Origin of the sequence: Qipengyuania sp. (genome assembly GCF_965277845.1) — a bacterium.
GTDB lineage: Bacteria > Pseudomonadota > Alphaproteobacteria > Sphingomonadales > Sphingomonadaceae > Qipengyuania.
In genome coordinates this window covers 1,392,585-1,406,185 of sequence record NZ_OZ255844.1, presented here as the reverse complement: position 1 = coordinate 1,406,185, position 13,601 = coordinate 1,392,585, and the positions used below count along the sequence as shown (strand labels likewise).

Genomic DNA, 13,601 nt, shown 5'->3' with positions numbered 1-13,601 from the left:
CTGTGCTACGCCGGCGCGAGACGGGAGTTAGCAGATGAACGATTTCGGTTTTGACAGCACGGCGGACGAGGTTCTCGAAGGCCAGGATTTGAGCGGGCGGACTGCGCTCGTCACCGGCGGCTATTCGGGGCTCGGCCAGGAGACCGCGCGGGCGATGGCGGCCAAGGGCGCGCATGTGATCCTGTCGGGACGCGATGCGAGCAAATTGTCCGCGGCCGCCGATGAAATCGCCAAGGAGACCGGTGCGCAGGTCGATACGCTGGTGTGCGACCTGGCCTCGCTCGACAGCGTGCGCGAGGCCGCGAAGGAGGCGAACGACCGTTTCGAGAAGATCGACCTGCTGATCAACAATGCGGGCGTGATGGCCTGCCCGCTCGCGCGCACCGCCGACGGGTTCGAGATGCAGTTCGGCACCAATCACCTCGGCCATTTCCTGCTCACCAACCTGCTGATGCCGCTGGTCGAGAAGGGCGAGGCTCCGCGCATCGTCAACCTCTCGAGCCGCGGCCACCATATCGACCGCGTCCATTTCGACGATCCGAATTACGAGAGCCGCGAGTACGAAAAATGGCAGGCCTACGGTCAATCGAAGACCGCCAACATCCTGTTCTCGGTTGGGCTGGAAAAGCGTCTCGTGGGCAAGGGTATCCATGCCTACGCCCTGCATCCGGGCGGTATCCAGACCAATCTCGGGCGTCACATGAGCGAAGAGGATGTCGCCAATCTGATGGAGCGCATCCGCAAGTCGGCGGAGGAAAGCGGGCAGGAACCGCAACCGTTCAAGACCATACCGCAAGGCGCTGCGACCACTTGCTGGGTCGCCACTACCGATGCGCTGGCAGATTCGGGCGGGCTTTATTGCGAGGATTGTCATGTCGCCGACCAGGACGACGAGGATACGATGGGCGGCGTGCGCAGTTATGCAATCGATCCGGACAATGCCGATAGGCTGTGGGCGATGAGCGAGGAAATGGTGGGCGAGAGATTCGCCTATTGATCGAGCCGCTCGACCAGCCCTTCGCCGACCCATCGGGCCAGCATCGCCCCTGCCTCGGCGATGGCGGACTCCTCGCCCAGCGTTCCGATCAGCGCGGCACAGACCTCGCCGAAGCTTGCGCCCTTGCGGAACGAGGCGAGGGCCGTGCCTTCCCAGGCTGGGCGGATGACGAAGACCGGCCGCTCATCCTCGCGCCACACCAGCGCGCAACGGGCCCCCTCGAGCGGGGTGAGATCGGGTTCGGTCTCGGTATTCGAGGCGGAGAGCGAGGTCCATAACCGCACGAGGTCGTAGGTTGCGGGAAGATGGCGCAGATCGGGGACCAGTTTCAGCTTCAGGCCTTCCCACTGGCGTTCCGTGAAGCCGGCGCATGCGGCGCCGAACTCCGCTGTGGTCATCGGCTGCGTATTCCGCGCGGTGAAAGCCTCGTGCATCGCCCATTCGAGCGCGGCAAGCTCGGCGACGTCGGGATCTCTTGCGAAGAGTTCGGCGCAGGTCTCGGCAAAGCCGGCGCCGGCAAGGTCCAGCGTCCAGCTGCCCGGCGGATTCATGATGCAGTGATGCGCGGCGGCGCGGCGGAACGCATCTTCGCCGACCAGCCGCTCGGTCCTCTCGAAGGTCGAGCGCAGCGCTTCCACCAGCGAGGAGCGGTAATTGTTGCGATAGATCGCGAGGCCCGGCGCGCGTTCGTCGCCCCAGCCCGATGGCAAAGGTGCCTCATCGTCGAGGATCGCGCCGAGAATGGCCGCCTGTCGCTGGGCAAGGCCGGTCATGCCGCGATCGCCCCCGCATTGCCCCGACCCAGCGATCGCGCAAGCTCGAGTTCGGCGAGCAGCTCGGCCAGCGGCGGGATCTTGTCGTCGCGCTCGATCATCGTCGCGACCGGCCCGAGCTGCGCGATCGTATCCGCATAAAGCTCCCATACGCCGCCGCTTACCGCACGGTCGTGCGTGTCGATGATGATCTCGCCCGGTTCGTGCCCGGCCAGATGGATCTGGCGCACCCGGTCGAGCGGGAGCCCGGCGATGTAATCGCGCGCCGAAAACCCGTGATTATGCGCGCTCACATAGACGTTGTTGATGTCCAGCAGCAGGTAGCAGCCCGTACGCTGCGCCATCTCCGACAGGAATTCCCATTCGGCCATCTCGTCTTCGGGAAAGGTGAGATAGCTCGACGGATTTTCGAACAGCATCGGCCGCCCAAGCGCGTCCTGCGCGCGGTCGATATTGGCACAGACCGCGTCGAGCGCCTCGCGCGTCAGCGGCAGAGGAAGCAGGTCGTGGCTGTTGTGCGCGCTGGTGCGGGTCCAGCATAGATGGTCGGACACCCACAGTGGATCGATCCGGTCGGCCAGCGCGCGCAGCCGCGAAAGGTGATCGTCATCCAACCCTTGCGCGGATCCGATCGACATCGACACGCCGTGAAGGATCACCGGGTGCTTTTCGCGCACCTGTTCGAGCACGCGCAGCGGCTTGCCGCCCTCGACCATGTAGTTCTCGGAGATGACCTCGACGAAATCCACCTCGACCTCGCCATCGAGGAAATCGGCGTAATGCGTCCGCCGGAGGCCGAGGCCGAAACCGTCGAAAGGGGCAATCGCGCTCATGCATTCTCCATGGTCAGGCTGGTGGGTGCGGCCCGGCAGAGTTGGGGGAACAGAGGCCTGCCGGGCCGCGCTTCGAGCCAATCGGCCCGAAACCGGAAGCGACGGGATCAGCCGAGGTCGCCGATCGTGCCGCCCTTGGCGAGGCAGTCGCCCGCCTTCATCGCCTTGAAGCCGTGACCCTTGCAGTCGTTCTGGCCCTTGCAGTCGTGCTCGGCCGTGGCGCAGTCCGACTGTCCCTTGCACGAATGCACGCCGTAGCAATGGACGGAGTCTTCGGCGCTGAGCGCGCGGCCGGTGCTGCCGGCGGGCGGTTCGGCGGCGAAAGCAGCCATGGAGGAAAGCGCGAAGGCTGCTGCGGCTGCTGCGGCGGCGGGTTTGCGAATGGCGGTCATTGGACGTGATCCCTTTTGATCGTGATGCGCGGGACTGCGCACACGGGGGTCATTCGCCCGCTGGGCCGCTCCGGTTACACCGCCGAAATTTTTTCGTCGCCCTGTAACGATGCCCGGCACGCACCCGAATGACAGGCCAGTTCCGGCGCTTGTGCCGGGGCGCCCCCCAAGCGAATTTTTCGAGAGAGATACCGATATGAACACCCAATCGATTGCCCGTCTCGCCGGTATTGCGCTGTCCGCCAGCGTCGCCGCCGGTCTTGCCGCCACCCCCGCCGCCGCGCAGAAGAAACCGGCGATGGAAAAATGCTACGGCGTCGCAAAAGCCGGCGAGAACGATTGCGCCGCAGGACCCGGCACCACCTGCGCCGGCACCTCCACCCGCGATTACCAGGGCAATGCCTGGAAGCTCGTTCCCAAGGGCACCTGCGAGAAGATCTCGACGCCCAAGGGCAAGGGTTCGCTGACCGCCATCAAGCGCTGACCGATCCCGCTACCAGCCACACGAGGTAAGCCATGCAGACGCTACTCGCCCGCTACGATCACCTTGCCGCCTGGCTCGCCTCGCGCGTGCCGGAAGGGCTTGCCCTGCTGCTCACCCGTGTGGCCCTCGCCGGGATCTTCTGGCGCTCGGGCCGCACCAAGGTCGAGGACGGTTCGCTGCTCTCGATCAGCGACCAGGCCTATTTTCTGTTCGAGTACGAATATTCGGGCGTCCCCATCCCCCCGGCCATCGCGACCCCGATGGCCACCTGGGCCGAGCACCTGTTCCCCATACTCCTGGTGCTCGGCCTTTTTACGCGGTTCTCCGCGCTGTCGCTGCTGATCATGACGCTCGTGATCCAGTTCTTCGTCTATCCCGAAGCCTGGTGGCAGACGCATATATTATGGGTCGCCATGGCCGCGGTGCTGGTGTCGCGCGGGGGAGGCCTGTTCTCGCTCGACGCGCTGCTCGCCTCGCGCCGCGCCAGCTGATAGCCTGCGGGTTCCGGGGGGAGAAACGCGATGATCGCCGACGAAGCCAGCCTCGCGCAGCTCATGACCGCCTCGCAGAAGGGCGACGCTAACGCCTATCGCGTTCTCCTCTCCGAAATCCAGCTATGGCTCGAACGCTATTTCCGCCGCCGCGTCGCCCCGGCGCAGCTCGACGATCTGGTCCAGGAGGTGATGATGGCCGTACACGCCAAGCGCGCGACCTGGGATTCGACCCGCGCCTTCCTGCCCTGGCTGGCGGCGATCGCGCGTTATCGCTGGGTCGATCACTTGCGCAAGGTCTATCGCAAGGCGGAAGACGAGCTGGGCGACCACGATGCTGCCGAAGACAGCGAGGAAGAGGCTGTGATGGCGCGGATGAGCCTGGAACGGCTGTTCGTCCACCTGCCGGAAAAGCAGAGCGAGGTTATCGAACTCGTCAAAATCGAGGGGCTTTCGATCGCGGAAGCCTCGGCCAAGACCGGCCAGAGCGAAAGCCTGGTCAAAGTGAACATCCATCGCGGGCTGAAGAAGCTGTCCGCGCTCGTAGAGAAAGCAGACTGACATGAACCGGGTCCCCAACCCCCTGATCGATGAACTCGCGGCCGACCTGTCGCCCGTGCGGCCGATGAAGCTGGCGCATGGCATCGCGCTGGTCGCGCTGGCCGTCGTCGGCACGATCCTCCTCGTCGAACTGCTCGACGGGTTGTGGCGCGGTATCGTGTCGGGTCGGGCATCGGAATTCTTCTTCATCGCCAACGGCATGCTCGGCCTGCTCGGTGCGTCTTCTGCGCTGGCGGTGGTGCGCATGGCCGGGCCGCGCGTCGGCAACAGCCATGATGGCGCGCGGTGGTCGCTGGCGATGTTTGCGGTGCTGCCGGTGGCGGCGCTGGTGATGCTCGGCTTTCACGGAGATCTGCACGAGGTCGCGCACGATCCCTACGGGCTCGATTGCTTCCTCGCCGTTTCGGCATTCGGCGTGGTGACCTTCGCAGCTCTGGTCGGCTGGCTGCGACGCGGGGCACCGGTCTCGCCCACGCTTGCCGGGACCTTCGCCGGCATCGCCGCGGGCGCGCTGGGCAGTTTCGCCTACGGCCTTGCCTGCCCCTACGACACGCTCGCGCATCTCGGCACCTGGCACGTCCTCCCGGTAGTGCTTGGCGGCATAGTCGGACGCTTCGCGGTTCCACCGCTCGTCCGCTGGTAAGGCACGTTCGTCAGGCCGGCGCTTGCCAATCCCGATGACAGGCGGCACCCCTCGCGCATGAAATCAGAGGGGTTTGTAAGATGAAGACTTTTGCCGCCGCCGTCGCGCTTGCCGTCGCGCTGCCAGCCATGCCGCTCGCGGCTCAGGAACAGGCCGAAGCGCCTGCCAGCCCGCAATGGGTCGAAACCAGCAATGCCTACACGCAGAAGCTGATCGAGTTCGAAGCCAGCCTGTTTCCGACATCGGCATCGTCCGCCGGTTACGAGCAGTACGACGGGCTGGTGAACGACATGGCGCTCGACCGCGACGAGCGGTACCTTGCCGGCGCCCGCGCGCTGCGCGCCGAATTCGCCTCGGCCATCGCGAAGGAAAGCAACCCCTACGTCAGGCAGGACCTCCAGATCCTGATCGACGCGCTGGATCTGCGGATCGCGGAAAACGAGCTGGAGCGCCGCTACATGCTCGAGTTCTCCGAAGTGCCGCAGCGCGTCTTCCGGTCGGTCGGCGCGCTGCTGTCCGAACAGACCGCACCGCATCGCCGGGCCAAGGCGCTCGAACTGCTCCAGCGCTACAGCGGCACCCATCCGGGGACCGAGCCGATGACCGAACTGGCCAAGCGCCGCTTCGAAGCCAGCCGGGGCGAGGGCAAGATGGGACCTTTCGTGGTCGAGGTGCGCGAATCGATCGACAAGATCCCGACCTTCGCGAGCGGTATCCGCGAGCTGTTCGCGACTTACGAGATCGAGGGCGCCGAGGAAGCGCTCGACGCGATGGACGCGCAATTCGCCGACTATGCTTCGTGGACCGAGGAAGTCGTCCTGCCCGAGGCGCGTGAGAATCCGCGCCTGCCCGAAGAGCTCTATGCGCTCGCGCTGAAGGACTGGGGTATCGATATCGACCCGCGCGAGGCGATGAGCCGGGCGCGGCGCGGCTTCTACGAAATCCGCGCGCAAATGGAGGCACTCGCGCCGCAGATCGCCGCCGAGAACGGCTGGGAGGAGACCGATTACCGCTCGGTCATGGCGAAGCTGAAGGAGCGCACGATCCCGAACGACGAGATCGAGGCCTATTATCGCAATGTGAATGCCCAGCTCGAAGACCAGATCCGCGCACACGACATCGTCAGCCTGCCCGAATACGAGCTTGCCATGCGCGTGGCCTCGGCCGCCGAAAGCGCGGCCCAGCCCGCACCGCACATGCGGCCTCCGCGTATCGTCGGCAACACCGGCGAACAGGGCACCTTCGTGCTGACCGTCGGCAATCCGACCGCCGGCGAGGGCGAGGCCTATGACGACTTCAACTTCCCCGCCGCCAGCTGGACGCTGAGCGCGCACGAAGCGCGCCCCGGTCACGAAATGCAGTTTGCCGCGTTGGTCGAGCAGGGCGTGAGCCTTGCCCGCCTGCTCTACGCGTTCAACAGCGTGAACGTGGAAGGCTGGGCGCTCTATGCCGAGGCCGAAATGCTCCCGCACGAGCCGATCGAGGGACAGTTCGTCGCCCAGCAGTTCCGCCTGCTGCGGGCCGCTCGCGCCTTCCTCGACCCGATGCTCAACATGGGTCTCATCAGCCGCGAGGATGCCGAACGCGTATTGCGCGAGGAGGTGCTGGTGTCGGCCCCGATGGCGAAGCAGGAACTCGATCGCTACCAGTACCGCATGCCCGGCCAGGCAGGCAGCTACTATTACGGCTATCGCAAGCTGCTCGACTTGAGGATCGAGGCCGAAGTCGCGCTGGGCGAAAAGTTTAACGAGAGAGCCTTCAACGATTTCCTGCTGAGCCAGGGGATCATTCCGCTCGACCTTATGGCCAAGGCGGTGCGCGAGGAGTTCATCCCCTCGCAGCGCTGACACAATGGCACGCTAAAGCCAGCGCAGGCGCCGGAAGACGACAATCAGAACGACGAAGAGGAGCGTGCACAACGCGACCACTGCCCAAAAAGCGTCCGGGTCGTCCATTCCCGGCATTCCGCCGACATTGATGCCGAGCAGTCCGGTGAGGAAGCCGAGCGGCAGAAAGATGCCCGCGACGATGGTGAGCATGTAGGTGGCATGCTCGCTGCTCGCGAGGCTGCGCGCGCGGATTTCGTCCTGCAGCACCAGTGCGCTTTCCTTGCTGATGTCGATATCGTCGAGATAGCGTCGCAGGCGCGCGATACTCTCCGCTATTTCGCGGCGATCGTGATCCTCGAACCACGCGGGTGCATCGCGGCTGATCTGCTCCAGGGCCTCGTGCTGCGGTGCCATGTGGCGCTTGAGGCTGAGGCAATTGCGGCGGATCGTCGAAATCTGGCCGAGCATGCGTTCGGCGTTCTCCTCGGGATCGTCGTGTTCGAGATCATCGAGTATTTCGTTCATTCCGACGATCGAATGCCCCATGCGTGCAATCAGCAATTCGGCGAGCAGCGTGATCGCTGCTCCCGCATCGCTGGGCCCGTCGCCGCGATCGAGCAGCGCCAGGACCTCGCGCGGGGTCTGCAACGGATGGCGACGCAGGGTCACCAGGCGCCGCCCGTCGCACCAGAATTGCATCGAGATCATGTCTTCGGGCTGCGCGCCCGGATTGAAGTTGATCCCCCGCAAGGTGCCGACCAGCGCGTCGCCCTCGCGAAAGGCGCGTGGGCGAGTCAGGTCGCTGGTCAGCAGTTCGGCGGTGGGTTCGGGAACCCCCAGATCGGCTTCGAGCCAGTGCTGCACGCCCTCGCGATTGCGGCAGATATGCAGCCATAATACCTCGCTGGGTTCGGCAGGTTGCCAGTCTTGCGCTTTGTCCCAGCCGATGGCGCGTGCACCTCCCCGGCCATCGAAAATGCGCCCGAACAGAAGCGGAGTTTCGCTGGCGGCAGCTTCGCTTGCGTGGTTCATGCAGCTATCATGCATCAGCCGGTGCCGCCTGTCATTGCCCCTTCATCCTCCTCGGCCTATATCGGCGCCATGTCTTCGATCCGTCCCTGGCGCACCATCGAGCGCCGTCAGTCCCGCCAGATCATGGTCGGCAACGTCCCCGTCGGGGGCGATGCTCCGATTACCGTGCAGACCATGACCAATACGCCGACCGAGGATGTGGGCGCGACGATCGACCAGATCCGCCGCTGCGAGGATGCGGGCGTGGACATCATCCGCGTATCCTGCCCCACGGTGGAATCGACGGAGAATTTCGACAAGATCACGAAGGCTGCGAATGTCCCCGTCGTCGCCGACATCCACTTCCACTACAAGCGCGCGCTCGAGGCCGCCGACAAGGGCGCGGCCTGCCTGCGCATCAATCCGGGCAATATCGGCTCGTCCGACCGCGTCGCCGAAGTCGTCCGTGCGGCCAAGGCAAACGGCTGCGCGATCCGTATCGGCGTGAATGCCGGCAGCCTGGAAAAGGACCTGCTCGAGAAATACGGCGAGCCCTGCCCCGAGGCGCTGATCGAAAGCGCGCTCGACCATATCAAGCTGCTGCAGGACCACGATTTCCACGAATACAAGGTCGCCGTGAAGGCTTCCGACGTGTTCCTCGCGGTCGCCGCCTACCATGGGCTGGCCGAGGCGGTGGACTGCCCGCTCCATCTCGGCATTACCGAGGCGGGCGGCCTGGTCGGCGGGACGGTCAAGAGCTCGATCGGGATCGGCAGCCTGCTGTGGGCGGGCATCGGCGACACGATCCGCGTTTCGCTCTCGGCCGAGCCCGAGCAGGAAGTGAAGGTCGGTTACGAGATCCTCAAGAGCCTCGGCCTGCGCACCCGCGGCGTTCGCGTCGTCTCCTGCCCCAGCTGCTCGCGCCAGGGCTTCGACGTCATCCGCACGGTCGAAACGCTCGAGAAGCGGCTCGAACACATCAAGACGCCGATGAGCCTCTCGGTCCTCGGCTGCGTCGTCAACGGCCCGGGCGAAGCGCGCGAGACCGACATCGGCATCACCGGCGGCGGCAATGGCAAGCACATGGTCTACCTCTCGGGCGTGACCGACCACCATGTGCAGTCGGGCGACATGCTCGATCACATCGTCAGGCTGGTCGAGGAAAAGGCCGCGCTGATCGAGGCGGGCCGCGCGACCGCCTTCGATCCGCATGCCGCCGATCCGGCCGAGGCGGCGGAGTGATCGCAGGCACGATCCGGTAGCGCATGCTCCACGTCGTCCATCACGCCGACTATATGGCGCCTCGGCCGGAGCGCGGCACTTTCAAGTTCGACAAGTACCAGCTGGTCATGGTCGCGCTGCGCGAAAGCGGCGAGCCGATCATCGAGCATGCGCCGCTGCCGATGCCGCGCGCCTGGCTGGAGGCGGTGCACGATCCGGCCTATGTCGGCGAGGTCTTCGCCGCCGAGGTCCCGCGCGAGAAGGAGCGCCGGATCGGCTTTCCCGTCACGCCGCACATCGCCTCGCGCGTGCGCCACACCAATGGCGGGACCTGGCTCGCCGCGCGGCTGGCGATGGAGCACGGCTATGCCGCCAATTCCGCCGCGGGCAGCCATCATGCGCTGCACGACACCGGCGCGGGCTATTGCGTGTTCAACGACCTCGCGGTCGCCGCCAACCGCCTGCTCGCCGAGGGCGATGCGCAGCGCGTGCTGATCGTCGACTGCGACGTCCACCAGGGCGATGGAACTGCGGCGCTGACCGCGGGGCGCGAGGATGTCTTCACGCTCTCGCTGCATGCCGAGAAGAACTTTCCCGTGCGCAAGGCGCGCTCGAGCCGCGATGTGGCGCTGCCCGATGGGGTGGACGATGAAGGGTATATGGAGGCACTGACCCGTCATCTGCCCGAGGTCATGGCCGATTTCGCGCCCGATCTCGTGCTCTACCAGGCGGGCGTCGATCCCCATGTCGAGGACAAGCTGGGCCGGTTGGCACTGTCGGACGCGGGGCTGGCCGCGCGCGATCGCTTCGTGGTCGGCGAGGCGCGACGGCGCGGCCTGCCGATCGCGAGCGCGCTAGGTGGCGGCTACGGCGACGACCAGCATGCGGTCGCGCGGCGGCACGCCGCCTCGATGCTCGCGATGGCGCAAGAGAACACGCGCCACCCCGCCCCTCTCGCAATGGCCGGCGCATGATCGCTCGTACCGTCGGTACCGCGCTGCTGGCGCTGGCGCTCGCCGCCTGCGCGCATTCCGCCGCGCCATCGACCGCGCACCATCCCGAAGCGCGATCCTACGATGCCGCGCTGGACGCCGATGCCGCGGTGGATGCGGCGCTGGAACGGGCGGGCGCGCGCGGCACCAGGCTGTTGCTCGTAATGGGCGCGAATTGGTGCCACGATAGCCGTGCATTGGCAGGTTGGCTCGGAACGCCGCGCTTCGCGGCGCTGGTCGACGAGCATTTCGAACTGGTGTTAGTCAATGTCGGCATGCCGCAAACCGACGACGGGCATAATCTCCACATCGCGCGCCGCTTCGGGATCGAGACCCTGCCCGGCACGCCCAACCTGCTGGTGATCGCGCCCGACGGCACCCTGCTCAATGCCGGGACCGCGACGAGCTGGCGCAATGCCGCCAGCCGCGAGGCCGACGCGATCTACACCGAGCTGGTTGGCTTTACCGCGATTTAACCGCAATTCGCGCATGCTGACGGCCATGCGCGAGCTCGTCCTTCTCGTGGTCGCCATCGCGGCCTTTGTCGCGGCCGCCTTCGTGCCCGGCGGAGCGTTCGATTCCGCGAGCGAGAAAGTCGAAGACCTCGCGTCCGCGGCTCATGGGCGAACCCGGGCACCGGCCGTGCGTCAATCGGGGAGCGACGACAGCTACGCCGCCTGGGTCGCAGGAACTACCGAATTGCCGCGCGCGGCCGATGGGCATTTCTACGCCGATGTCTCGGTCAACGGCGCCCGGGTCGAGTTCCTCGTCGACACCGGGGCAAGCGTGATCGCGCTGACCGGCGCCGACGCGCGGGCGGCGGGTCTCTACTGGTCCGATGCGGACATCAGCGTGGTGGCTCGCGGCGCGTCGGGTCCCGTGCATGGGGTCGACGTTACGCTCGACCGGGTCGTGCTCGGCGGGCACGTGGCGCGCGACGTCCGCGCCGTGATCGTGCCCGAAGGCCTCGCCATATCGCTGCTCGGCCAGAGCTTCCTCGCGACTGTCCAGCCAGTGCGGATCGACGCCGACCGCATGGTGCTGGGCGAATAGCCGGACCGGCCGGGCGCAATGTTCATGGCGCCGCCAGCCGCCGGCTGCTAAGGAAGTTGTCGATGAAACGCCGCGATCTGCTCAAGAGCTCACTCGCCGCCGGCGCCGCGCTGGCCCTCCCGACGCGCCTGTTTGCGCAGGCCAATCCGACAGCCGCGCGCGATGCGAGGCTGATGGCGATCGCGCGCGAGGAGCTGGAGCGGGTCGGCTCGCGGGTCTGGCGCAAGGACATCGTCGGGATCGCCGATTTCGGGCTCCATTCGGCGCACAAGCGCTTCCATTTCGTCGACGTCGAGAACGAGCGCGTGGCAAGCTACCACGTCAGCCACGGCACCGGCTCGGACGGCGAGCACGATGGCTGGCTCAAGCGCTACTCGAATATCGAGGGCAGCGAGGCCTCCAGCCGCGGCGCCTTCATGACGCGTAGCTGGTATGTCGGGCGCTACGGCACCTCGATCCGCCTCGATGGGCTGGACCCGACCAATTCGAACGCATTGCCGCGCGCGATCGTGATGCACCAGGCGAATTACGCCACGCCCGAGCATGTCGACCGCTGGGGCCGCCTGGGCCGCTCGAACGGCTGTTTCGCCATGGGGCCGGAACAGTTCGACCGCGCGCTGATCGACCTTTCGGGCGGGCGTCTGCTGGTCGCGGGAAGCTACGGCATCGCCGCGGATGGCACCACGGTCGCTCCGCCCATCGCCCAATACGACCTGCTACGCCGCGAAGATGGCACAACCTTCAGCCGGACCAACCCGGGCGTTTTCTAGGCCAAATCAGCTCGTCTGCAGGTCGTCGACGATTTCGATCACCTCTTCGCTCGTCTCGCGCGCACGTTCGCGCTGGCGCGGAGCGTTGAGGGCTGCGAGCACAGGTGCGTCGCGGCCATAGATATCATCGAATTCGCGCAGTTCGCCGTTCACATCCACACCATAAGTGAAATAGGTGATGTAGGCGGGCCACTGCTTTTCCATCGGATAACGCGTGTAGATGCCCGACGCAGTGATCTCGGAGACCTCCTGCTGGATCGCAGGAAGTTCTTCGCGGCTGCTGGCATTGCCCAGCATAGCCATGGTCATGGCCAGCTCGCGCGCGCCCTGCACGCGGATACAGCCATGGCTCAGCGCACGATTGTCCCGCGCGAACAGCGCCTTGGCCGGCGTGTCGTGGAAGAAGATCGCATGCGGGTTGGGCATGTCGAGCTTCATCAGGCCCAGTGAATTGCCCGGCCCGGGCTGCTGCACCACGGAAATCCAGCCATTGGCGCCCTTGGTCGCCTTGTACCCATTGGCGCGCGCCCAGCCCGGATTGTTCAGGACTTTAGCGCCGAGGCCTTCGCCCTTCACTATCGATTGCGGTACGGTCCAGGTTGGGTTGAAGATCACCGCCTCGACCATTTCGGAGAGCTGTGGCGTTGCAGTGCGCCCCGGCTTGCCGACCACCACGCGATAATGCTTGATGATCTTGTCGTTGACCGTCAGGCGCAACTGGTACTCGGGCACGTTGGTGAGCAGGTACTGCTTGCCGAGGTCGCGCGGCAGCCAGCGCCAGCGGTCCATATTGGCGCGGATCAGCTTGCGCTTGGCCGGATCGGTCGTCACGGCGAGCTCTTCCCTCAACTGCGCGTAATCGGGCGAAACCGGGTTGAGCGCGATCAAAGTGCCAGCGATGTCGCCCGTCTCGACCGCGGCTTCGAGCAGGCGATGCGAGGGCAGCAGGTCGGGATCCGGATCGACTACGAACCACTGGCGCCGAGCTTCCATCGGCGTGCGGCCGTCGCGCAAATCCTCGACCAGCCAGACGAAGATTTCGCTGGCGATCTCGTTCAGCGCCGCGCCTTCGCCCCCGGCGATCGCAGCGCGCAATTCAGGAGCACGGTAATCGGAGGGCACCAGCCCCTCGGCTTCCATCGTCGGAATGAAGGCAAGCAATTGCTGTGCTTGGGGCACGCTCCATTCGCGCACCAGTACCGGCAATTGTTGCACCACCTCGCCAGGTGACATGCGGATATCATCGAAGCTTTCCGCAACGCTGGGCTGCGCGGCGGGCTTGGCCGTATCGACCGTGTAATCGGGCAGTTCTTCGGTCACTTTGGCCGGTTCGGGGGGCAGCAGATCCTCGGGCGCGTTATCCTGCGCCAGAACCGAAGTTCCGCACAGCGCCGCACCCATTGCGGTACCGAGAATCAGACGAAAGCGTGTCATAGGACCTTACCAAATGCGCCCCGCGCCGGTGCAGCGCGTGTGGCGGGATACTAACCCAATGCACGGGGCTAATCCAATATCCCGGCTTTCGCAGTGCTGAATTTCCGGTGACGGCAT

General features: G+C 65.7%; 16 protein-coding genes. 11 read left to right on the top strand and 5 right to left on the bottom strand.

Translation table 11 applies throughout. The annotated features are described in order from the left end of the window. Positions 1-34 precede the first annotated feature (34 nt). Positions 35-997 carry an SDR family NAD(P)-dependent oxidoreductase gene (locus tag ACQY4G_RS06955; RefSeq protein ID WP_421989743.1) on the top strand — a complete coding sequence of 321 codons (963 nt, stop codon included), beginning with the start codon at positions 35-37 and terminating at the stop codon, positions 995-997. Here ACQY4G_RS06955 and ACQY4G_RS06950 read toward each other — a convergent pair. The 3 genes from ACQY4G_RS06950 to ACQY4G_RS06940 form a co-directional block, all read right to left on the bottom strand. Next, positions 991-1,770: an HvfC/BufC family peptide modification chaperone gene (locus ACQY4G_RS06950; RefSeq protein WP_421989741.1), complete on the bottom strand. Its 780-nt coding sequence runs from the start codon at positions 1,768-1,770 to the stop codon at positions 991-993. The two genes, ACQY4G_RS06955 and ACQY4G_RS06950, sit on opposite strands and share 7 nt — an antisense overlap. After that, entirely contained in the window at positions 1,767-2,603 is an 837-nt protein-coding gene (locus ACQY4G_RS06945; protein ID WP_421989739.1) for a DUF692 domain-containing protein, read from the bottom strand. Before ACQY4G_RS06945 ends, ACQY4G_RS06950 begins: the two co-directional genes overlap by 4 nt. 107 nt (positions 2,604-2,710) lie before the next feature. Continuing rightward, entirely contained in the window at positions 2,711-2,995 is a 285-nt protein-coding gene (locus ACQY4G_RS06940) for a BufA2 family periplasmic bufferin-type metallophore (protein ID WP_291180425.1), read from the bottom strand. Positions 2,996-3,191: 196 nt separating this feature from the next. On the opposite strand from ACQY4G_RS06940, the gene ACQY4G_RS06935 reads away from it, so the two are divergent. From ACQY4G_RS06935 to ACQY4G_RS06915, 5 genes are all read left to right on the top strand, one after another. Then, positions 3,192-3,479 (top strand): BufA1 family periplasmic bufferin-type metallophore, encoded by a 288-nt coding sequence (locus ACQY4G_RS06935; RefSeq protein ID WP_291180428.1) that lies wholly within the window; start codon positions 3,192-3,194, stop codon positions 3,477-3,479. 32 nt (positions 3,480-3,511) lie between these two features. Beyond that, positions 3,512-3,970, top strand: coding sequence for a DoxX family protein (locus tag ACQY4G_RS06930; RefSeq protein ID WP_291180431.1), 459 nt, complete (start codon positions 3,512-3,514; stop codon positions 3,968-3,970). Between the two features lie 30 nt (positions 3,971-4,000). After that, positions 4,001-4,531, top strand: a complete 531-nt coding sequence (locus ACQY4G_RS06925) for a sigma-70 family RNA polymerase sigma factor (protein ID WP_421989737.1) — start codon at positions 4,001-4,003, stop codon at positions 4,529-4,531. Position 4,532: 1 nt separating this feature from the next. Beyond that, on the top strand, positions 4,533-5,174 hold the full coding sequence (locus ACQY4G_RS06920; protein ID WP_421989735.1) for a DUF1109 domain-containing protein: 642 nt from the start codon (positions 4,533-4,535) through the stop codon (positions 5,172-5,174). 80 nt (positions 5,175-5,254) lie between these two features. After that, positions 5,255-7,021 carry a DUF885 domain-containing protein gene (locus tag ACQY4G_RS06915; protein WP_421989733.1) on the top strand — a complete coding sequence of 589 codons (1,767 nt, stop codon included), beginning with the start codon at positions 5,255-5,257 and terminating at the stop codon, positions 7,019-7,021. A 12-nt stretch (positions 7,022-7,033) separates the two neighbouring features. Here ACQY4G_RS06915 and ACQY4G_RS06910 read toward each other — a convergent pair whose 3' ends face one another. Beyond that, positions 7,034-8,035, bottom strand: coding sequence for a zinc transporter ZntB (locus tag ACQY4G_RS06910; RefSeq protein WP_421989731.1), 1,002 nt, complete (start codon positions 8,033-8,035; stop codon positions 7,034-7,036). A 69-nt stretch (positions 8,036-8,104) separates the two neighbouring features. Between ACQY4G_RS06910 and ispG the strand changes: the two genes are divergently transcribed. The 5 genes from ispG to ACQY4G_RS06885 all read left to right on the top strand — a co-directional run bounded on the left by ispG (position 8,105) and on the right by ACQY4G_RS06885 (position 12,050). Further along, positions 8,105-9,256 carry a flavodoxin-dependent (E)-4-hydroxy-3-methylbut-2-enyl-diphosphate synthase gene (ispG, locus tag ACQY4G_RS06905; RefSeq protein WP_421989729.1) on the top strand — a complete coding sequence of 384 codons (1,152 nt, stop codon included), beginning with the start codon at positions 8,105-8,107 and terminating at the stop codon, positions 9,254-9,256. 23 nt (positions 9,257-9,279) lie between these two features. Next, entirely contained in the window at positions 9,280-10,209 is a 930-nt protein-coding gene (locus ACQY4G_RS06900; protein WP_421989727.1) for a histone deacetylase, read from the top strand. Then, complete coding sequence (locus ACQY4G_RS06895) at positions 10,206-10,703, top strand: thioredoxin family protein (RefSeq protein WP_421989725.1); 498 nt, start codon at positions 10,206-10,208, stop codon at positions 10,701-10,703. The genes ACQY4G_RS06900 and ACQY4G_RS06895 overlap by 4 nt, the downstream gene beginning before the upstream one ends. A gap of 25 nt (positions 10,704-10,728) precedes the next feature. Further along, a complete protein-coding gene (locus ACQY4G_RS06890) occupies positions 10,729-11,280 on the top strand; it encodes a retropepsin-like aspartic protease family protein (RefSeq protein ID WP_421989723.1) in 552 nt (183 codons plus the stop codon). Between the two features lie 62 nt (positions 11,281-11,342). Then, a complete protein-coding gene (locus ACQY4G_RS06885; RefSeq protein WP_421989721.1) occupies positions 11,343-12,050 on the top strand; it encodes a murein L,D-transpeptidase catalytic domain-containing protein in 708 nt (235 codons plus the stop codon). A 6-nt stretch (positions 12,051-12,056) separates the two neighbouring features. Here the strand turns inward: ACQY4G_RS06885 and ACQY4G_RS06880 are convergent, their stop codons facing one another. Continuing rightward, entirely contained in the window at positions 12,057-13,484 is a 1,428-nt protein-coding gene (locus tag ACQY4G_RS06880) for a L,D-transpeptidase family protein (protein ID WP_421989719.1), read from the bottom strand. Positions 13,485-13,601: the final 117 nt, after the last annotated feature.

Bases quoted from the DNA above. Each gene is read 5' to 3' on its own strand.
- ACQY4G_RS06955 (WP_421989743.1), top strand. From the start codon at position 35: ATGAACGATTTCGGTTTTGACAGCACGGCGGACGAGGTTCTCGAAGGC.
- ACQY4G_RS06950 (WP_421989741.1), bottom strand. From the start codon at position 1,770: ATGACCGGCCTTGCCCAGCGACAGGCGGCCATTCTCGGCGCGATCCTC.
- ACQY4G_RS06945 (WP_421989739.1), bottom strand. From the start codon at position 2,603: ATGAGCGCGATTGCCCCTTTCGACGGTTTCGGCCTCGGCCTCCGGCGG.
- ACQY4G_RS06940 (WP_291180425.1), bottom strand. From the start codon at position 2,995: ATGACCGCCATTCGCAAACCCGCCGCCGCAGCAGCCGCAGCAGCCTTC.
- ACQY4G_RS06935 (WP_291180428.1), top strand. From the start codon at position 3,192: ATGAACACCCAATCGATTGCCCGTCTCGCCGGTATTGCGCTGTCCGCC.
- ACQY4G_RS06930 (WP_291180431.1), top strand. From the start codon at position 3,512: ATGCAGACGCTACTCGCCCGCTACGATCACCTTGCCGCCTGGCTCGCC.
- ACQY4G_RS06925 (WP_421989737.1), top strand. From the start codon at position 4,001: ATGATCGCCGACGAAGCCAGCCTCGCGCAGCTCATGACCGCCTCGCAG.
- ACQY4G_RS06920 (WP_421989735.1), top strand. From the start codon at position 4,533: ATGAACCGGGTCCCCAACCCCCTGATCGATGAACTCGCGGCCGACCTG.
- ACQY4G_RS06915 (WP_421989733.1), top strand. From the start codon at position 5,255: ATGAAGACTTTTGCCGCCGCCGTCGCGCTTGCCGTCGCGCTGCCAGCC.
- ACQY4G_RS06910 (WP_421989731.1), bottom strand. From the start codon at position 8,035: ATGAACCACGCAAGCGAAGCTGCCGCCAGCGAAACTCCGCTTCTGTTC.
- ispG (WP_421989729.1), top strand. From the start codon at position 8,105: ATGTCTTCGATCCGTCCCTGGCGCACCATCGAGCGCCGTCAGTCCCGC.
- ACQY4G_RS06900 (WP_421989727.1), top strand. From the start codon at position 9,280: ATGCTCCACGTCGTCCATCACGCCGACTATATGGCGCCTCGGCCGGAG.
- ACQY4G_RS06895 (WP_421989725.1), top strand. From the start codon at position 10,206: ATGATCGCTCGTACCGTCGGTACCGCGCTGCTGGCGCTGGCGCTCGCC.
- ACQY4G_RS06890 (WP_421989723.1), top strand. From the start codon at position 10,729: ATGCGCGAGCTCGTCCTTCTCGTGGTCGCCATCGCGGCCTTTGTCGCG.
- ACQY4G_RS06885 (WP_421989721.1), top strand. From the start codon at position 11,343: ATGAAACGCCGCGATCTGCTCAAGAGCTCACTCGCCGCCGGCGCCGCG.
- ACQY4G_RS06880 (WP_421989719.1), bottom strand. From the start codon at position 13,484: ATGACACGCTTTCGTCTGATTCTCGGTACCGCAATGGGTGCGGCGCTG.